Below are 18,877 nucleotides of genomic sequence, written 5' to 3'. Positions count from 1 at the left end.
TCACACTATTTCGCACTTCTTATAACCACAAAGCTCAAGCACTACATTACTGGCGTGAATTTTGATGATTTTGAAAAAATCATGGGTATAGATATTATTTAAAAATCACTTAATGAACTCTCTGTTTTTGAATGAGTGAGAACGTAGACTAAAAGCTAGTAAAACAATATCTATAAACCCGTTGCCCTTTTTTATAGCTAGGTGCTAACCCGAACCAAAATCATAAGTAAAACCAGAGATTTTCTCAGTACTGAAGTAACTCGACATTGAGCCTTATTTGTATACAATCTATGGCGTGTCTAGGCTAAAGTAATTTGCATATAAAAATGTGAAGACACACTCGTGGCAAATTAAATAAAAGATGCTAGTCGCGAAAAGTTATCGCGCACAAAAGCACAAAGTAAAGAGTATTTAATGAACTCGTCAATTGAAAAAGATATTCAGATCATTCAGTCTATCGATGCTGTCCCATATATAATGAATATGCTCTCAGAAGCCACAGGGTTGCGCTTCATCTGTATTGCGCGAGTAACAGATAAAAAATGGACTACATGCGCGGTACATGATCTAGTTAACTTTAATATCAACCCTGGTGACGAGCTTGAGATAAGTACGACCTTTTGTAGTCAGGTTAGAAAGTCAACTCAACCAATAGTCATTGAGCACGCTCAAAACGATGCGATTTATAGCAAAAGTGAAATTCCCATTATGTATGGGTTTGAAAGTTACTTTTCTTTTCCTATTTACAGTCAAGATGGTAATTTTTTCGGCACACTATGCGGTTTAGACCCCTTACCAGCAAAGTTAAAAACAATTGAAATTGAACATCAAATTAAGTCATTCGCTGAATTGATTTCTAGGCAGATTGAAGTTAACCAAAAACTAAGCAACGCCGAATCTAATTTATTTGATGAGCAGACAGCCGCCAAACTGCGAGAGCAATATATTGCTATTTTAGGTCACGATTTAAGGACCCCATTATCCGCACTAACCATGGGTATTAGTTTTTTAATTGAGCAAATAAAAGATGATACCTCTCAAAAAATACTTGCGCGAATGGACAATAGTGCAACTAGAATGAAGCGTTTAATTAGTGATGTGATGGATTTAACCCATGGAAAAATGGGCAACGGCATAGAATTGAATGTAAAGACGGTTAATAACTTGCAAGATATTCTAGCGCATACAATTTCTGAACTGACTGATTTACATCCCCAGCGAACGATTCGAACCGATATTAAGATGGTAGGTTCGGTTGAATGTGATCCTGAACGAATTTCTCAATTGCTGTCCAACCTGTTAATAAATGCCATCGTACATGGCGATCCGACACAAATAATTGAAGTTAAATCAATTATTGAAAACGGTATATTCTCACTGAGTGTAAGTAATGGGGGCGCACCAATAAATCCTGAGACCATCGACAAACTATTTCAGCCCTTTTGGCGAAATGAAAGTAATAAGCAAACTGGAGGCTTAGGTTTAGGCTTGTTCATCGCATCGCAAATTACCTCCGCACACAATGGAACATTAGCAGTGAGTTCCAATAAAAGTAGAACTGTTTTTACTTTTCAAGCAACACTTTGAGTTAAACGATTGCTCCAAGATAGCTTGATTTGCATTGGGTTAATCGCTGTTTACATACCTTAATTATAATAGTAGCGAATAACACCGTTTCTATACCTGCGCAGCAGCGCCCAGCCTCGAAGATACAACCCCGCCTGTAGCATGGTCTTTAGGCCATGGCATCAAACGGCAACCGCGAGGCTAAAGCACCCGCCTACAAAAGTGAGCTATTCATCATTAGCGATGGCAACCTCAAATTTCAGGCACAAAAAAACAACCTGTAGCATGGTCTTTAGGCCATGGCATCAAACGGCAACCGCGAGGCTAAAGCACCCGCCTACAAAAGTGGGCTATTCATCATTAGCGATGGCAACCTCAAATGTTAGGCACAAAAAAACAACCTGTAGCATGGTCTTTAGGCCATGGCATCAAATGACAACCGCGGGGCTAAAGCACCCACCTACAAAAGTGGGCTATTCATCATTAGCGATGGCAACCTGAAATGCCAGGCACAAAAAAACAACCTGTAGCATGGTCTTTAGGCCATGGCATCAAACGGCAACCGCGGGGCTAAAGCACCCACCTACAAAAGTGGGCTATTCATCATTAGCGATGGCAACCTCAAATGTCAGGCACAAAAAAACAACCTGTAGCATGGTCTTTAGGCCATGGCATCAAACGGCAACCGCGAGGCTAAAGCACCCGCCTACAAAAGTGAGCTCTTCATCATTACTGGGGGCAACCTCAAATTTCAGGCACAAAAAAACCAACTAAAAAGTTGGTTTAATGTTTGGTACCAGAGGGTAAGGCTGGTTTCTTTAGCAACGCAGTTGCGCCCAGCCGCACGACACGCCAAGGATGGCGTGGCTGGGTGAGCAACCATGGATGGGTTCAAATTGGGTTTTGTCTAGCGTTAATTCGAAGAGCTCACCTCACGAATAGTCCGGCGAGTTGAGATTAACTCAAATTTCAGGCACAAAAAAACCAACTAAAAAGTTGGTTTAATGTTTGGTACCAGAGGCCGGACTTGAACCGGCACACCATTACTGGCGGCGGATTTTGAATCCGCTGCGTCTACCAATTCCGCCACTCTGGCAACGTACGCTTAATCTATTTGATTAAGCGTTTGGTATACTCGCTGTGCTAACGAGTGGCAGGCATTATATCTTCGCAATTTCTGCTTGCAAGTATTTTATGCAATGAACATCATCAAATGTCGATAAATTAGGCATAATCGGACAAATGATGTGCTCATGAACTGAATTTTTACTGCTAAGCGTAAGTATCAACAGTTAACAAACTATCAGAACTGGATTTTTGTCCGCTAATTTGAGAAAGCGCGTTAAGAAATTGACTGCCTTTTTCCTCATCACTTAGCTTATCTGCCTGAGACTTATTGCTATCCAGAAATGATTTCAATTCCGCTTGTTGATCTTTAGATAAAGAACTCAACATGGATGTCACTTGCTCTTGCTGCTCAGATGATAAAGACGCCACTGATGACTCAAGACCTGGCGGCACTGCACCTTGTGGCGGTGGTGGCGGACGTCTTTGTTGAGTATCATCCATGTTGATATCTGACATATTGATTGAACTGCTTTGACTATTAATTTGCATTGTTCGCTCCGGTATTAGTTATTGTCTTCAGATCTGCGCTGTCCATGCCCTTCCGGCACAGCTACAAGTTCGTCTTGCATGGTTTGGCAAGTAGCGGTAATGGTATCACCACGGGGCGTACTGAAGCTCACTTCATCGCCTTCACTTTTTCCTTCACAAGCTTCGATTGCTTCTTGTGGAGGCTTACCACCTCGCCCTTCTCTATCTGGCTTTGCTAGCGTTAATGGGCTGACTAAAACGGAACTCAAAATCAAAAGTGTCATCACTGATTTTTGCATATACAATTCTCCAAAATTAAAAGATGTAAACGATTAAATTGACTATTTTCACTGGTTAAAGGTTAACAAATGAATGTGCAGAAAGTGTGCATTTACCGTGGAATAAAGCGCTACTTCAGCTTTTGTGACTAGTGCAAGCCAAATTCACCCGATATACTTGCGCCATGAAAATGACAACTAAACTATTTTTGATTTTATTGGGCCTTATCACCACTATGCTGGTGATTTCTTTAAGCCTTGCCCAGTGGAGCTTTAAACAAGGATTTCTGGAATTTGTTTCTGGTATCGAACAAAGCCGTCTTGAGAAAATAAGTAACGATGTACTGGCGCAATATGTATTGTCCAAGAACAGCTGGGAAGACGTTCAACGGATTGGTCTGGAAGACTTTATCAACAACAATAAACGTTTTAATTCTCCGCCAAAACATCCGCCCATGAATAATAGAGGTGGTGGAGAGCGGCCAAGACATGCTCCGCCTCCCCACCAGCAACTGCTTGCCAATAGGCCTAACGAGAAACCCAATCCAGGCGCGCCCTGGCGGGATAACACGTCCGGCCCTCCAACGGGGTTATTCGACGTAAATGGTGCGCTACTTTCAGGTGATGACCACTCAGATAATAGTCAGAACTCGTTTAGCTATCCATTGTATATAGATAATATAAAAGTGGGCGAACTTAGAAGCTGGCCAAGCATTGAAGGCTCCTCTGAGTCAGCAAACCTATTTGCGCAAAAACAATTTTCTGCTTTTTTAATTATTGGACTCGTCTGTTTAATTTTGGCCGGCTTGCTGTCACTGTTGGTATCTCGTAAATTGTTGCAGCCCATCAAACTAATTATGCAAGGTGTTTCCCAACTTAGTAGCGGCAATTACGCTGTTAATCTCACCACAAATCGCAAAGATGAACTTGGCGAACTAATGGATAACGTTTCCTACTTAAGCCAAACCTTAAATAAAAACCGCTCTGCCAAAAATCGGCTTTTTGCGGATATTTCTCACGAATTGAGAACTCCGTTAACAGTGCTAACCGGTGAAATTGATCTATTAAAAGAAGGGGTTAGACCCTTTAACTTGAAAAATTTACTATCTCTGGAACAGGAAACTGAGCGTCTAAATCATCTGGTTGAAGATTTGTACCAACTATCTCTATCGGATGTGGGAGCATTGAAGTACTCCATGGTTCAGACAAACTTATCCGAAACTGTTGAACGCTGCATTCAAAGTGTTAGCCAGCACGCAGGAGCAAAGTCGATAAAAATAACTGCCGACATTCAACACAATATTATGATGACCATGGATAATAGGCGAATTGAACAACTGTGCTTGAACTTGCTAATGAATTCCATTGCATATACAGATACGCCTGGGCAGATAGATATAGCTTTATCGGTACAACAAGAGCACATTAGCTTACGCATCAACGACTCCAAACCATCAGTTAAACATAGCGATTGCGAGAAGCTATTTGAACCCATGTTTAGGGTAGATTCATCGCGCACCAGCAGAGAATCCGGTGCAGGATTGGGTCTTACAATTAGTAAAAATATTGCAGAAGCCCATCAGGGGCAAATTAAGGCATCACCATCTTCGCTAGGTGGCTTATGTATCGAAGTAATGTTTCCGTTACCAAGGGGTGAAAAGTGAATCAACAAAAACATGTTCTGATTGTTGAAGATGAGCCCAAGATCGCTCAAATCTTAGTTGAGTTTTTACAACTAGAAGATTTTCAGGCTACCGTTTTACACGATGGCAAAAACGTAATCGAGTTTGTCAAAAAACACTCCCCTGACTTCGTTATTCTGGATGTCATGTTGCCGTTTAAAGATGGTTACACTCTATGTAAAGAAATTCGTCAATTTTCCACGGTTCCGATTCTGATGTTAACCGCCAGAGTAGATGAAATAGATAGAATAATGGGCTTAGGAATTGGAGCCGATGATTATGTTTGCAAACCTTTTTCCGCCCGAGAAGTGGTAGCAAGAGTACAAGCCATATTGCGTCGATTTGAACAACAATCGATTTCCTTAGACAATGTAGTTACCTATAAAAATATTCAACTGGATTTAGCTCGTCACCAGACCACAGTAGCGGATGTTCACGTTGAATTAACCCCGGTGGAATTTAGGTTATTACTGGCCTTAGTTAAGCGTCCTGGCGTGGTATTTTCACGCGACCAACTAATGAATACCTGTTATGAGGATGAGCGAATTGTTAGCTCACGTACTATTGATAGTCACATGAAAAATCTAAGAGCTAAATTACAAATAGGTCAATCCGCAAATCCCCTGCTACATTCAATTTATGGCGTTGGTTATAAAATCGAATAAATACGGGCAGCAAATCTTCCAAGGGCTTTAAAATTCAATCAAAAACACACTTTATTTGCACAGTCTCTGCACATTTCGTCGCTATGCTTTCGCTCATTCAAATATTGAGTACAAAGTAGAGGCTCTAGAATGCAAAAAAAATCATGTTTTGCTCTATCATTGATAATTAGCAGCGTATTGTTATACGGATGTAATGGCAGCCAAACAGATGATGTCACTGTTGATGATGGAAGTAGCAGTGACGACAGTTCGCTGACAACCCAATCTACTTTCGACCCAGATGTGTTTCACGATGGTGCGCTACTTGAAACCCCTACCATTGAAAACTGCACTTTATCAGGTGGAACCTCAACGACTTGCTACCGGATCACTATCGCTGGCGAGCCTGTCACAACGGACATCGGTCCCTTTTGTCCTCCTACTATTTATTCCGATGCCAGTGAAGGAGGAATCTGGTTTGACGGTTCAGGGGAAGTGTATGATATTGATGGCGAATTTATTCTCAATCTTGCCAATCTCTACGGCGCCGATTGGCAACTTTATGATCCTGAAACAGGCAACGTCAATGTAACCAATACGCAAGCTTCTTGCGAAGGTGCGGCCCGCCCGAATGTTGCAGAAGAATACCAAAATCACTGTGTCGAATGCTCACTCACTTACTTTGGTGGTGCAGTGTCTCAAACCTTTTTAATCCCCGTTGAACCCGTTGCAATGAGCAATCCCGACAGTATCAACAATAACGATTTGGGAATAACAGTTAACGGCGTGGTGTTAGCTCCTCCTGCTCCTGTTGACGCTATTCTTGCAGCCAATACCATCGCTGCGTTTGATGATTGTGGTGGACACATCAATCCGTTTGAAGGCTACCACTATCATGCTTCAACTGGTTGCACAGAATCGGTATTTCAAGACGACAATCACGCCAGTTTATTAGGTTATGCCATCGACGGATACGGTATTTATGGAATGCTAAATATGTCTGGCGAAGAAGATTACGACTTGGACGAATGTCGTGGTCATAGTGATGACACTAGAGGCTATCACTACCATTCGGCGAGCGCTGGAGAAAATATGTTTATCGGTTGTTTCAAAGGTGAACAAGGGTACTTGGTTAGCGAGTAATTATTTAAGGATAAAATGATGAAAAAATATGTATTGATAGTTGGATTAGTTGCTTTTAACAGTGTTGCTCATCAAGGGCACATTGACGATACAGCATTACAAGCATGCGCTGAGAAGGCTATAGCAACCCCTTGTGGATACGTGTCAGCCAACCTACAACTACACAAAGGCAGCTGCCAACAATTTAATCAAAATCTTATTTGTGTGCGGAATAAACCCCTTGAGACAGTGACGGACGAGAAATTGGCTAAGCTCAGAGCCGAGGGTGAAGTTGCCATATCGACTTGGTTGTCGAAACGACATGCCTCCCATAAAGGACACTAGTAGGTTAATTTAAGTCGGTTTAATTAAGCTGCAAGCAGTCTCTAATTAAAAATCGCAAACGAAGATCTTTATTGCTCACTGAAGTCATACACTTTAGGTAAATAAAAATCTTCGCCTGCTTTGTGTTTTTTCTGCATTACGTCAAAAAATGCTCTGATTGAAATCCCGTGGACTTTGACAACATTCAGCTTGTATTGCAAATCATCAATGAAATCTTCACTAATATTATGCGCGTATTTAATTAACTCCAAATCAGCCTCGTCCCCCACATCAAAGTAGCTTTGAATAAAAGTATGCAACTGAGCAATGCGAAACAACACTTTCATTGAACTTGGGATCCAGCGCTTAAATTCCATATCTGGATGATTAATTAAACCTCTATCAACTTCTTGGTTTTTCATCCAAGGAATGCAATGAATTTCAAACCCTCGATGGGTAAACACCTTGTAAATAGACAACCTAGGAGCTCGCGTAAATTCGACTGAGCCAAGCTGGCCGGCCTTACCATCAAGGGTTTTGGGATTCCAATTAGCCTGATTTAATAATCCATCAAGAGAGTTCTCAAAGCCATAACGAAACATTCCTTCGGCTAGGCCTAAGGAAGTCGAAACTGCATGGTAAAACGGTGGAACATTATTAAAAGTGATTTTTTGTTTAAGACGATTAATGTCTCGCAAGACTAAATCATGACGTTTATTGATAGTAGGATCAGGGGGCATTTTTGCTAGGGCATTTAACCAAATTCATAATAACTAATAGTGTACTTGGATAAGGCTAAATGCAACCTATAAACCTAGGTCTAGCAAAGACTTTTACGCTGCTTTGTAACCTTTCCAGAAGTTCTTAAATTTTTCTTGGGGCATAATCGCGCCGCGATGATTAGTGACCTCTTTGGCAACTGCAGCCGCTTTTTCGATGGCACTTTTCATATCTAAGCCTAGGATTCTTGCTCCAAGGTAAACACCAGCAAAAGCATCGCCAGCTGAAGTGGTATCGATAACGGCGGGATTAGGGGCAACTTGCACTTCACAACATGCATCTGAGGAATAGCCGAAAACACTCTTCGAGCCATCTTTAATAATCAGTTCATCAAAGCCACAACTATTTAAAAATTTGACAATTTGTTGCCGTTGTCGCAACCCAAATAGTTCGAAGTCTTCCATTCCCGGCAATAAAATATTGGCTACCTGAAAACCCTGACCTATGGCATTTTGGGCGACTTTTTCGTTTTCCCATAAAGCGGGGCGATAATTTGGATCGAATGCAATATTGACACCTTTATTACGCAAACGACAAAGCATATGCAGTAACTGAGCACGATCATTGTCATTTAAGATAGCTAAGGTGATACCGGAAAAAAAAATTAATTGGCAATCTTGAAGGGCTTGTTCGGCATTTTTTGACAAGTTCTGCATTAACAATTTAGCCGCAGAGTCGTTGCGCCAATATAAAAAAGAACGCTCACCTTGATTATCTGTTTGCACCATGTAAGCACCCATAATACGCTTTTCATCTACTTCGATAAAACGATTATCTAAGCCTTCTAATTGCAACATATCGAGCAGTTGTGTGCTTACAGTATCGCTGCCAATGCAACTCATAAAATTAACATTTAATTGCTCAAAAGCACGTTTCATATAAACACTGCTATTAAAAGTATCCCCAGCAAAGCCCTTATGAAACTTGTCATCTCCGTATTGACTTAGCTCCATCATACATTCCCCAATCATGACAATAGGTTTTGAAGAATATATCTGCGAATTATCACTTTGTTGCACCATTATCCAGCTCACTTGTTTGTAAAACCACACCTAGATCATGAAGATCTGCTAATTATGTCCAGTTTCTGTCGATTCATATTGAATAAAAACCGCCAACAACAAACTAACCAAAACAGAATGATAACATTACCAATTACAAATATTGGTCATACCACAATATTATGATCACAAATTAATGTCGATGGGTTTGAAATATAAAGATTTAAAATGAGAGAGAGGGAAATTAGGCCACCGAGGTGGCCTCCGCAGGGTACGCGGGCATGAGTAAGTTACCTGAACAAACCGCATTGTCAACCAAAACATAAAAAAGGTATAACCAAAAATACCAAATCCAAATAAAACAACTAAATCAAATGGTCAGGTATTTGTTTATGAAATCTAGGCTTGTTGAAATCATTATTGCTGAGAATTATTATTGCTAAATAAAATTGAACACTTAACAAGATTCGTAAACAGAATAAGGTGTAGACTAGTACAAAATAAAAAGTATTTAGCCACTTAAAATTGTATTAAATCAATTGCTCTGCACGGTAAGATCCTTAACTTAATCTTGCTTACCAATGTATTTCTCAGTTGCTTGCTCAACTTAGTACAGTTAGCACGTTGGGCTATACAAATTGGCATTGCAGTTAAGTACGCGTACAATTTGCATTATTATAGATGCAGACTCTGGCTAATTGTTCTTTGCTGTATAAATTTTGTTTCAGGAAAAATTTAGAAAATGAAAAATCGTCGTATGTTTTGGCAGATTGTAAGTAAAATTGAATCACAGATTGACGCTGGCCGTTACCCTGTGGGCAGTCGCCTTCCACCAGAAAGAGAATTGGCAGAAAACTTTGAAGTCAGTCGCCCTACTATTCGAGAAGCGATAATTGCGCTAGAAGTAAGAGGCAGAGTTGAAGTAAAAGTGAGTTCAGGTGTATACGTCATTGATACTGCATCTAAAGGCGAATCTACGCCCAACATCAGCGCATTTGAATTAACACAAGCGCGCGCTTTAGTTGAGGGAGAAGCAGCCGCCCTTGCTGCATTATCAATTACCGATAAAGAACTCGAAGCACTAGAGAAAACGTTAAAAGCAATGGAAAATGGCGATGAGCCAGAAGCCGCTGATCGCGAATTTCATTCGATTATTGCTACTGCAACTCGCAATACAGCTTTGCTTTATTCGATACAACATTATTGGACGTTACGTGAGTCTCAGCCACAAATTGTTGCTGCATATAAAGGTGTATGTAGTAGTAGTGTTCAAGATCGTCTTGAAGAACATAGACGCATCTATTTGGCACTGAAAAAGCATGACTCTCAAGAAGCACGAGCGGCTATGCACGGCCATTTTCATCGTTTAATTAATTCATTATTTGAAATATCTGAAGCCGAAGCATTGGAAGAAGTCAGAAAAAAATCCAATGAAACCCGTGATCGTTATTCTTTGACTCACTTGGTCGGTTAATATCAGCATGGCTTATGTTGTTGTGAATACAATATAAGCTTGATTTGTTTAAATTTTGCCAACTAATTTTGTGCGCCCATAGCATCATTATCATTTAGGTTAACATGACCCAAACTACCCAACATTTTCCTCGTGCTGGCTTTTTTAAACGATTAGCAGCCATGGTATATGACATCCTAGTTGCCGTGGCAATTGGCATGTGTGCAGGACTTATTTATTCAGTTATTGGCTTGATGTTATTTGAAAATGGCATAATTGATAAGCAAGGTTTTACCCATTTCATGGATTTTACTGACCAATCCCTGTGGTTTAGAATCAGCGAGCAAATCTGGGTTGGATTCTGGATTTTGGTTTTCTTTTTGTGGTTTTGGCGAAATGGTGGACAAACCATCGGCATGCGTGCTTGGCGATTACGTTTATTTAGTACAACCGATCAGCCGTTGGGCTACGGTCGAGCTTTAATGCGAATTATTTTCTCATTAGGGGGATTGGGAACACTTTTAGTATTATTTGATGTGAAAAATAAACAATCTTTGCAAGATAGACTGGCAGGAACGGAAATGCTGGTGTTAAGCAAAGATGCAAATCATCACCGTGCTTGGAAATCACTTTAAGCACTTAATCATCGCTAATGAACTCAATTAGAATTGTTTCTTGCTGCTATTTAGGATTATTCAACGACATCGGTAAATAAAAGGATCTAAGGCTCACAAGCGCTATTTTTCACAGAGTGTTCAGTATGGTGCAATGCTCATTTTTTAGGCCTTTTGTGGTGCACTTAGACGTTAAGCAGCCTGCAAAAAAAATAACCCCTCCATCAAAAAACCAATAAATACCGTTATATTTCAACACCTTATAAAACAATAAAAAGCTGACCATTCGGTCAACTCTCTGGCATCTTTTGTGCTAACTCTCTTGACTAATTGATTCAGAAATCAAAATCAATTTATTCAAATAAGAATTACACACAAGCCAGGAAACACACTATGAAAAACAACAACAAACAAAAGTTTCATCCGGTAGCGTTGGGAATTGCTACTGGTCTTGCGACTTTGCAGCCTTTGAGTTTATATGCACAAGAAGCTGAAGAAGATGCAACTGAAAGCGTGGAGCGCATCTCTATTACAGGCTCCTTAGGTAGCTTGCCTGGTCAAGATGTAGAGTCAGTATTCGGTTTTGGAAAATCTATACTGGAGACTCCCCGTTCAGCCTCCACGATTAGTGATGAACAACTCGAGCGTTTTGCGGTATCCGACATAGATGATTTAGTCGCTTTCGCTCCAGGTACTTATACCCAATCATTCTTTGGTGTTGCGGGCTCTTTGGATGTACGTGGTACTCCGGGTGAAGCATATTTTCGAGGGGTTAAACGATTAGATAATCCTGGAAACTATCCAACTCCAATTGGTGCCTCAAGCAGTATCGATATTGTAAGAGGCCCAGCTTCCCCTATTTACGGACCAGCTAAAATTGGGGGATACCTCAACTTTAACCCTAAATCTGCCCGTGCTAGCGGTGGCCAATATTTGGATGAAAATAAAGGTGCATTCTCATACACATTAGGAAGTTGGGACAAAAGTGTCCTAACTGCCGAATTAGGTGGCCCAGCGTCAATCGGCGATAAAAAAATGGGCTTCTATCTCTATGGTGAAGTTGAGAATTCTGGCAGCTACTATGATAACTCAGCAACCGATCAAACCGTGTTACAAGCATCGTTTAATATTGATATCACTGATAATTTACGCCTTGAATTTGGTGGAATGCATCATGATTATGATGGAAATCAAGTAGCCGGTTGGAACCGCTTAACCCAAGATTTAATTGACACAGGAACCTACATAACGGGTACCGCCAAAAATATTGATACCGATGGTTCAGGAGCTATTTCCCATGAAGAGTATGGTGCTGTAAATCTAGCTGGAGAAAACTTTTTCTATGCATTTGCACCATCGTTCACCGATGCCGACGCCACTGAATTGATGCAGCTTGATAATCCTGGCACCACAACATTAAGCGGTAATCAGGTATTAGTTGCCGCCGACGATGTCCTAACTAACACTGTTGATACCCTATATTTCGATATTATTTATTACACAGAAAATGATTGGGAAATTAAAAACCAAATGTTTTATGAGGCATATGAAAACCTCAATGAAAATGCCTATGGTTTCTCTCAATTCCATGAAAGTTCTGTTTTCGAAAACAAATTGATTATTTCAACTGAATACGAAAACGACTCTCTACTTGCACAATTTCAGGTGTCACCATCTATTCGACGCACTCAGTTCTTACATGGTGATGATTTTACCTATGAGTACTTTAACCGTCGCGATTTAACCATGGAGTCAACCGCGTTAGATAGACGTGAATTAGCCACACGTATCGACGACAATTACGATAACTATGACGAAGGTAATTACATCGATTATGGTATTGCTGCGATGACCGATTTAACCTGGGATTTCGGCCTGAATATCGTGTTAGGTCTTCGCTATGACGTTATCGATGTAGAAACCACTAGCCACGGCGATAAGCTATTGGTGAAAGGGCCTGTTGTTAGTGCTGAGGATAGTTTCAATGGCACCTCATGGAACACCAGTATTTCATATAAAACGCCAATTGGTTTGATTCCCTACATCACGATAGCGGAACAAGCAACCGTGATTGCAGGTCAAGGTGCTGAGATTGGTTATGGTCAATTGATTGATGATGATGGCAATTCATATAACGGTGCATTTGATACTTCTGAATTGAAAGAAATTGGTATCAAGGGCTCGTTTTTAGATGATACCTTGTATTTTGCTTTATCTTCCTATAAACAAGAACGCTCCGATTTTAATGCACAAGCGATTGTTACCAATGCAACTACTGAGAACAAAGGTACTGAGTTTGAATTACGTTGGGTTGTGAATGAGCAATTAGTTGTTACCGCTGGTTATACCAACATGAAAGTATACAACCTAACTGCATACAACAATGGTGAAGGTGGTTCATTATTTGGTTTCTTGGGTGCTGAAGATCTGACTAGCCTATCTGACCCATCACTTGTATTTGGTGGTAATCCCATCGGCTTAACCTTAATCGATGTTGGTGCAAGTAAAGAAGATGCCCGTAAACAAGGGATTCCAGAAAACATCTACACCGCAACCGCGACCTATGATTTCCAGAATGGTTTTGCAATAAACGGGAGTGTAATTCGTGCTGACGAAACTTACTCTAGCTTCTCTAAATCGGTTGAATTACCTGCCTATACTTTGGTCAATGCAGGGGTTGTTTACGATGCAGATACCTGGACTGCGAGTTTATCCATTAAGAACCTTACGGATGAAAAATACTATCGCGCAAATTTCCCAGATCTATTTGGGGCGCAAATTGTGCTACCTGAGTTACCAAGACATTACCAAGCGAAATTTAGCTATAAATTTTAATCTTAAAAATAACGTTAAAATGAGTTAATTGTTTTATTGGTATTAGGGTAAATATGTTGTTTCGACATATTTACCCTTTTTACAGGAATCGACAAATGTTCGGCATTACACTCCAAAAATTATTTAACAGCGCATTATTCAGTGTCGCTATATTAGGGTTGACAGCTTGTACTGTCGATAACAGTGAATCTAATTCAACAACGCTTCAAACAGCGATTGAAGTAAAAGTGGTTGTGGTAACCATGTTTGAAATTGGTGAAGATGAAGGGGATAAACCCGGTGAATTCCAACTTTGGAAGGCTGGCCAAAAACTCTCAACCAAATTCGATTTCCCCCACTCACATCACGATATATATATGAATACTGACACTGGCGTGATGGGAATTGTCACCGGCATGGGCACCGCTAAGGCCACTGCAGCAATAATGGCGCTAGGTTTAGATCCTCGCTTTGATTTAAGTAAGGCCTATTGGTTGGTAGCCGGCATAGCGGGTTTTGATCCCGCTGATGCATCTATTGGTTCTGCCGCTTGGGCAACATGGATTGTAGATGGCGACTTAGCCCACCAAATTGACGCACGAGAAATTCCAGAACAGTGGTCTTCTGGTTATTTTCCGCTTTTTGCCAATGCTCCATATTCTGATTCAGAACACGCATCAGACACCCAGCACAGCGCTAACGGTGAAGTTTATAAACTGAATCCATCGTTAACGGAATGGGCTTTTCAGCTCACTAAAAATATTCAATTAACAGATTACCCAGCAATGGCAGAATTGCGGGCCAAATACAGCGACTTTGCAAATGCGCAGAAAAAACCTTTTGTGCTCAAAGGAGATCAGCTTGCCTCGTCTACGTTCTGGCACGGAAAACGACTTAATCAATGGGCAAATGACTGGACAACCTTTTGGACCAACGGTCAGGGTAACTTTGTCAGCTCCGGTATGGAAGACACCGGCACTATGCAAGCCATAGAGTATTTAGACCGAATAGATAAAGTAGATAGAGACAGAGTGATGGTGCTGCGTACAGGTAGCAATTACTCTATGCAACCAACAGGTTTAAGTGCCGCCGAAAATCTGGCGATGGAAAGCGGTGAGGCGGGCTTTGCTGGCATGCAATCGGCCTTGGAATCAGCCTATACGGTAGGTAGCACAGTCGTAAAAGCCCTACTTGACGATTGGAAAAATTATCGCCAAAATCCACCAAGCGCTTGATTTTAATAGTATAAAAAATGCTGATAGACATCAGGTCAATTATAATAACTAGAGACATCATCCAATGAACACATTTTTAGAGCGCTTTTTTAGTCTGTCGCAACACGGTACAAACTTTAAAACCGAATGCATTGCCGGTCTGACGACATTTGCCGCTATGTCATATGTATTAGTAGTCAATCCAAGCATCTTATCCGCCTCTGGTATGCCCGTCGCCGGCTTAATTACTGTAACTGCATTGGCTGCCTGTATTGGCACTTTGTTGATGGCATTCATGACTAATTATCCGATTGCTATGGCACCGGGCATGGGGCTCAACGCGTTTTTTGCGTTTACTATCTGTATTACTCGAGAGGTGCCTTGGGAAGCGGCCCTTGGTATTGTATTTTGGAATGGGATTTTATTTGTACTGTTATCGTTATTGGGGATCCGCAAAAAAATTGCCGATTCTATACCGAATGCCTTAAAGATAGGTGTGCAGTGCGGTATCGGACTATTTATTGCTTTTATCGGACTGAAAAATGCCGGCTTGATTGTCGATAACCCAGCCACATTGGTGTCTTTAGGGGACTTATCTCAACCTGTGACCCTACTGGCATTAGCGGGCATAGTCGGTACCATCATATTAGTCGCGAAGAATATTACTGGGGCAATTTTAATATCGGTTATTGGTTTAGCCATTATTGGCGCCTTCATTCCCCATGGAGAAGGTACATTAACCCCTACTCCCGCCGGAATAGTTGGGTTACCAGAGAGCATATCATCAACGTTTTTTGCAATGGATATTATGTATCCCATAGAAAATTTTGCGCACACCTGGGATCTAATATTCGCCCTACTGTTTGTGAATATGTTCGATACTATAGGTACCCTAATAGGCGTATCTCGCAAAGCCAACTTACTTGATAGTAATGGTGAATTACCGAAGATGGGCAGCGCCATGACCGCTGATGCTGCAGCCAGTGTGGTAGGAGCAACCTTAGGTACATCACCGGTCACATCATATGTAGAATCAGCATCAGGGGTGTCAGCCGGCGGCAGAACGGGGCTCACTGCGGTAATTGTCGCCCTTTGCTTCGTGTTAGCCTTGTTCTTCACTCCATTGATGGTTGTAGTGCCCGTAATGGCAACCACGCCAGCATTAGTGATGGTAGGTATATTTATGATGGAGTCTATTCGTCAACTAGATTTTGATGACTTGCCCTCGTTAGCAACCGCCACTGTAGCCTTACTCACAATGCCACTCACGTTTAGCATAAGCGAAGGTATCGCATTGGGCTTTATCACTTATGTTGGGGTGAATCTGGGGATGGGCAAATACAAACAAATATCGGCCCTTACTTACATCATGGCTGGCATATTTATGCTGCGCTATATATTTAACTTGAAATAAATCAAAGGGATCTTACCCCTTGATTTATTTTTGGGGGTTAGCGTTTGAGCAAAAATCCGGCAATTGCAGCAAAAACTAAACTTGGCGTTATTGCACCGAGGAAAGGGGGCAGTTGAAAGACTAAGCTGAAGGTGCCAAAGGTTTCATTACTAATGAAAAACGCAAACCCCGCTAATACTCCCATAATGACCCGAGCTCCCATAGTCACACTGCGCAACGGGCCAAACACAAAGGATAAGGCTAGTAACAACATTACGCCAATAGACACGGGTTGCAAAATTTTACGCCACAATGCCAAATTATAACGCCCCGAATCTTGGCTGTTATTTTCTAAATATTGCACGTACCCATTCAAACCTTGAATTGATAATGCTTCGGGTTTGACACTTACCACGCTCAATTTGTCAGGAGTGAGAGTTGATTGCCAACTGCCTAACTTGACATTTTGTCCACGTATTTTCTTATCGCCAATAAACGTATAATCAACGTTTGTTAAGCGCCAAACGTCATCCACAAACTCCGCTTTTTCAGCGCTCGTAATCTGACGAAGGTTCAAATCTGAATCAAATTCGTAGACATTGATATCGATAAGATTATTGCGGTCAACAACCTCACCTATGCTCACAAAGTTATCACCATCCTTTGCCCACACCAGACTGTCAGATGAAAACAAACTGCCGCCAGATATAGCCTGGGTTCTTATTTCTTTGGCCTTTGCTTCGGTAACAGGTGCCACCCATTCACCAATTGCCATCACAAATAAAACCATCACAATGGCCGTTTTCATTGCCGATACTGTGATATTCCAACGTGATAACCCGGCCGATTGCATGATCACCAACTCAGAATTGCTTGCCAGAATACCCAATCCGATCAAACCGCCCAATAAGGTGGCCATTGGAAAGAACTGCTCTAACTCGCGGGGTAAACTGAGCAGCACATAAATACCAGCTGCTGTCATATCGTAACTGCCACGGCCGACGCTTTTCATTTGCTCTACGAATTTAATCAGAGCGCTTAAACCTACAAGTACAGACAAACTAATCGCCGTGGTGCCAAGCAAGGTGCGAGCAATATAAATATCTAGAATACGAAACATGCCTACCCTCTGCCAAACGCGGCTCTAAACCGCACTCCAATCGGACGACCTTTGACCACTAATGTTACTCCAATTAGCAACACCACAGCATGCACCCACCATAATCCAAAAGCAGGGGGGATTTTACCATCCTCTAATACTTTTCTGCCTGCCATCAATAACATAAAGTATCCGAGGTAAAGTAATAATGCAGGGAACATTTTGCCAAATCGGCCTTGCCGTGGGTCTACTGAACTCAATGGAACAGCAATTAAAATAAGGAAAGGCAAAGACAACGGGATTGCAATCCGCCATTGTAATTCAGCAATCGCTTCAATACTGTCATCCTCCAATAGATCCATAGTCGGGATGGCGGTCATTTTACGGCGCTTTTGTTCGGCTTCCCGTTCTGAAATTTCAATTTGGTACTGATCGAATTCAACAACTCGGTAATCCCTTTTGCCCCGTTTACCTTCATATTGAACCCCTTGTTGCAAAATTAATTGCTGTGAGCCTTCGTCATCCAAACTGACTTTACCCTTTTGAGAATAGACAATATGCACCTCTTGTTCGTCGCGTTTGTCGTGCTGTGCAAGAAACACTTTGTTCAATGAAGCATTATCTGAATCTATTTCATGGACAAATATCACCGCCTTACGATTGGCCGTTTCTTGAAAGCGACCAGCGATTAACGCAGTCAAACCACTTTCGGCACCGGCTTTTTCTTGCAATTGATATTCACTTTCAACGGACAAGGGAGCCAACCACAAGGTTAAAGTGGCGGTCACTACCATCATCAATACCGACAGCACCAACATCACTCTAGTGATATACCATTCGCTGATGCCACAGGCTCGCATCACCGACATTTCACTGTCTACGTACATGCGTCCATGGGCTAACATCACTCCGAGGAATAAGCTCAAGGGTAAGATTAAAGATGCCAAATAAGGGGTGCTCAAGGCCAAAAAGCCTAGCACTAAACTGGCAGGAATTTCGCCGTCGGAGGCGTCTGCCAATACCCGCACGAAATTACGTGTGAGGAAAATGGCCATAATGACAAGAAACACAGCCAATTGTGACTTTACGGTTTCTTTAAGTAAATAGCGGAATATCAGCACTTTTTGTCCAAGGGAAAAGTCGCTTTTTTAGTGGCATGATGCGAATTTTTAAGTAAACTTAGTGTTTTGACAAGTTTAATGTATGAATGACTTTAAATAAAGCCACTCTTGGACTTGAATTTCTTCGAATCTGTCAGGCAATAGCAAAAAGACAGACAATCCTGAAAATATATTGC

16 protein-coding genes and 1 tRNA gene are annotated in these 18,877 nt (G+C 41.4%); 10 read left to right on the top strand and 7 right to left on the bottom strand.

All coding sequences use genetic code 11. The features are described 5' to 3' along the window. Nucleotides 1–414: 414 nt before the first annotated feature. A complete protein-coding gene (locus Q4567_RS03185) occupies nucleotides 415–1,587 on the top strand; it encodes a HAMP domain-containing sensor histidine kinase (protein ID WP_216049548.1) in 1,173 nt (390 codons plus the stop codon). Between the two features lie 988 nt (nucleotides 1,588–2,575). Here the strand turns inward: Q4567_RS03185 and Q4567_RS03180 are convergent. The 3 genes from Q4567_RS03180 to Q4567_RS03170 all read right to left on the bottom strand — a co-directional run bounded on the left by Q4567_RS03180 (nucleotide 2,576) and on the right by Q4567_RS03170 (nucleotide 3,461). Further along, a tRNA-Leu gene (locus Q4567_RS03180) sits at nucleotides 2,576–2,662 on the bottom strand. Nucleotides 2,663–2,838: 176 nt separating this feature from the next. Then, the gene (locus Q4567_RS03175) at nucleotides 2,839–3,183 is read right to left on the bottom strand and encodes a hypothetical protein (protein ID WP_216048755.1); all 345 of its coding nucleotides are present in this window, start codon (nucleotides 3,181–3,183) and stop codon (nucleotides 2,839–2,841) included. Between the two features lie 14 nt (nucleotides 3,184–3,197). Next, a complete protein-coding gene (locus Q4567_RS03170) occupies nucleotides 3,198–3,461 on the bottom strand; it encodes a hypothetical protein (protein WP_303499318.1) in 264 nt (87 codons plus the stop codon). A gap of 170 nt (nucleotides 3,462–3,631) precedes the next feature. Between Q4567_RS03170 and Q4567_RS03165 the strand changes: the two genes are divergently transcribed. The 4 genes from Q4567_RS03165 to Q4567_RS03150 all read left to right on the top strand — a co-directional run bounded on the left by Q4567_RS03165 (nucleotide 3,632) and on the right by Q4567_RS03150 (nucleotide 7,233). Further along, a complete protein-coding gene (locus tag Q4567_RS03165) occupies nucleotides 3,632–5,104 on the top strand; it encodes an ATP-binding protein (protein ID WP_303499316.1) in 1,473 nt (490 codons plus the stop codon). Next, nucleotides 5,101–5,787, top strand: a complete 687-nt coding sequence (locus Q4567_RS03160) for a response regulator (RefSeq protein WP_216048758.1) — start codon at nucleotides 5,101–5,103, stop codon at nucleotides 5,785–5,787. Before Q4567_RS03165 ends, Q4567_RS03160 begins: the two co-directional genes overlap by 4 nt. 129 nt (nucleotides 5,788–5,916) lie before the next feature. Then, nucleotides 5,917–6,909, top strand: a complete 993-nt coding sequence (locus tag Q4567_RS03155; RefSeq protein WP_216048759.1) for a YHYH protein — start codon at nucleotides 5,917–5,919, stop codon at nucleotides 6,907–6,909. A gap of 18 nt (nucleotides 6,910–6,927) precedes the next feature. Continuing rightward, on the top strand, nucleotides 6,928–7,233 hold the full coding sequence (locus tag Q4567_RS03150; RefSeq protein ID WP_216048760.1) for a hypothetical protein: 306 nt from the start codon (nucleotides 6,928–6,930) through the stop codon (nucleotides 7,231–7,233). 68 nt (nucleotides 7,234–7,301) lie between these two features. Here Q4567_RS03150 and Q4567_RS03145 read toward each other — a convergent pair whose 3' ends face one another. Together Q4567_RS03145 and Q4567_RS03140 are read right to left on the bottom strand one after the other, a co-directional pair. Beyond that, on the bottom strand, nucleotides 7,302–7,952 hold the full coding sequence (locus tag Q4567_RS03145; protein WP_303499313.1) for a hypothetical protein: 651 nt from the start codon (nucleotides 7,950–7,952) through the stop codon (nucleotides 7,302–7,304). Nucleotides 7,953–8,045: 93 nt separating this feature from the next. Beyond that, nucleotides 8,046–8,963 (bottom strand): sugar kinase, encoded by a 918-nt coding sequence (locus tag Q4567_RS03140; protein WP_303499423.1) that lies wholly within the window; start codon nucleotides 8,961–8,963, stop codon nucleotides 8,046–8,048. A 772-nt stretch (nucleotides 8,964–9,735) separates the two neighbouring features. Between Q4567_RS03140 and Q4567_RS03135 the strand changes: the two genes are divergently transcribed. The 5 genes from Q4567_RS03135 to Q4567_RS03115 all read left to right on the top strand — a co-directional run bounded on the left by Q4567_RS03135 (nucleotide 9,736) and on the right by Q4567_RS03115 (nucleotide 16,502). Further along, a complete protein-coding gene (locus Q4567_RS03135) occupies nucleotides 9,736–10,467 on the top strand; it encodes a FadR/GntR family transcriptional regulator (protein ID WP_216048763.1) in 732 nt (243 codons plus the stop codon). A 104-nt stretch (nucleotides 10,468–10,571) separates the two neighbouring features. Continuing rightward, nucleotides 10,572–11,081: an RDD family protein gene (locus tag Q4567_RS03130; RefSeq protein ID WP_216048764.1), complete on the top strand. Its 510-nt coding sequence runs from the start codon at nucleotides 10,572–10,574 to the stop codon at nucleotides 11,079–11,081. Nucleotides 11,082–11,453: 372 nt separating this feature from the next. Next, complete coding sequence (locus Q4567_RS03125) at nucleotides 11,454–13,895, top strand: TonB-dependent siderophore receptor (protein WP_303499311.1); 2,442 nt, start codon at nucleotides 11,454–11,456, stop codon at nucleotides 13,893–13,895. A 95-nt stretch (nucleotides 13,896–13,990) separates the two neighbouring features. Next, nucleotides 13,991–15,109 (top strand): purine nucleoside permease, encoded by a 1,119-nt coding sequence (locus Q4567_RS03120; protein ID WP_303499310.1) that lies wholly within the window; start codon nucleotides 13,991–13,993, stop codon nucleotides 15,107–15,109. Between the two features lie 64 nt (nucleotides 15,110–15,173). Further along, complete coding sequence (locus tag Q4567_RS03115) at nucleotides 15,174–16,502, top strand: NCS2 family permease (RefSeq protein ID WP_216048767.1); 1,329 nt, start codon at nucleotides 15,174–15,176, stop codon at nucleotides 16,500–16,502. A gap of 37 nt (nucleotides 16,503–16,539) precedes the next feature. Here the strand turns inward: Q4567_RS03115 and lptG are convergent, their stop codons facing one another. Both lptG and lptF read right to left on the bottom strand, forming a co-directional pair. Beyond that, on the bottom strand, nucleotides 16,540–17,601 hold the full coding sequence (lptG, locus tag Q4567_RS03110) for an LPS export ABC transporter permease LptG (RefSeq protein WP_216048768.1): 1,062 nt from the start codon (nucleotides 17,599–17,601) through the stop codon (nucleotides 16,540–16,542). 2 nt (nucleotides 17,602–17,603) lie between these two features. Next, nucleotides 17,604–18,701 (bottom strand): LPS export ABC transporter permease LptF, encoded by a 1,098-nt coding sequence (gene lptF / locus Q4567_RS03105; RefSeq protein WP_216048769.1) that lies wholly within the window; start codon nucleotides 18,699–18,701, stop codon nucleotides 17,604–17,606. Nucleotides 18,702–18,877: the final 176 nt, after the last annotated feature.

Source organism: Aliiglaciecola sp. 2_MG-2023, from assembly GCF_030548145.1.
GTDB lineage: Bacteria > Pseudomonadota > Gammaproteobacteria > Enterobacterales > Alteromonadaceae > Aliiglaciecola > Aliiglaciecola lipolytica_A.
The sequence above is the reverse complement of the archived record's forward strand: the minus strand, read 5'-3'. Positions and strand labels throughout refer to the sequence as shown.

What these genes read in the sequence shown, in the direction of transcription:
- Q4567_RS03185 (WP_216049548.1), top strand. Translation starts at nt 415, where the DNA reads ATGAACTCGTCAATTGAAAAAGATATTCAGATCATTCAGTCTATCGAT.
- Q4567_RS03175 (WP_216048755.1), bottom strand. Translation starts at nt 3,183, where the DNA reads ATGCAAATTAATAGTCAAAGCAGTTCAATCAATATGTCAGATATCAAC.
- Q4567_RS03170 (WP_303499318.1), bottom strand. Translation starts at nt 3,461, where the DNA reads ATGCAAAAATCAGTGATGACACTTTTGATTTTGAGTTCCGTTTTAGTC.
- Q4567_RS03165 (WP_303499316.1), top strand. Translation starts at nt 3,632, where the DNA reads ATGACAACTAAACTATTTTTGATTTTATTGGGCCTTATCACCACTATG.
- Q4567_RS03155 (WP_216048759.1), top strand. Translation starts at nt 5,917, where the DNA reads ATGCAAAAAAAATCATGTTTTGCTCTATCATTGATAATTAGCAGCGTA.
- Q4567_RS03150 (WP_216048760.1), top strand. Translation starts at nt 6,928, where the DNA reads ATGAAAAAATATGTATTGATAGTTGGATTAGTTGCTTTTAACAGTGTT.
- Q4567_RS03145 (WP_303499313.1), bottom strand. Translation starts at nt 7,952, where the DNA reads ATGCCCCCTGATCCTACTATCAATAAACGTCATGATTTAGTCTTGCGA.
- Q4567_RS03140 (WP_303499423.1), bottom strand. Translation starts at nt 8,963, where the DNA reads ATGATTGGGGAATGTATGATGGAGCTAAGTCAATACGGAGATGACAAG.
- Q4567_RS03135 (WP_216048763.1), top strand. Translation starts at nt 9,736, where the DNA reads ATGAAAAATCGTCGTATGTTTTGGCAGATTGTAAGTAAAATTGAATCA.
- Q4567_RS03130 (WP_216048764.1), top strand. Translation starts at nt 10,572, where the DNA reads ATGACCCAAACTACCCAACATTTTCCTCGTGCTGGCTTTTTTAAACGA.
- Q4567_RS03125 (WP_303499311.1), top strand. Translation starts at nt 11,454, where the DNA reads ATGAAAAACAACAACAAACAAAAGTTTCATCCGGTAGCGTTGGGAATT.
- Q4567_RS03120 (WP_303499310.1), top strand. Translation starts at nt 13,991, where the DNA reads ATGTTCGGCATTACACTCCAAAAATTATTTAACAGCGCATTATTCAGT.
- Q4567_RS03115 (WP_216048767.1), top strand. Translation starts at nt 15,174, where the DNA reads ATGAACACATTTTTAGAGCGCTTTTTTAGTCTGTCGCAACACGGTACA.
- lptG (WP_216048768.1), bottom strand. Translation starts at nt 17,601, where the DNA reads ATGTTTCGTATTCTAGATATTTATATTGCTCGCACCTTGCTTGGCACC.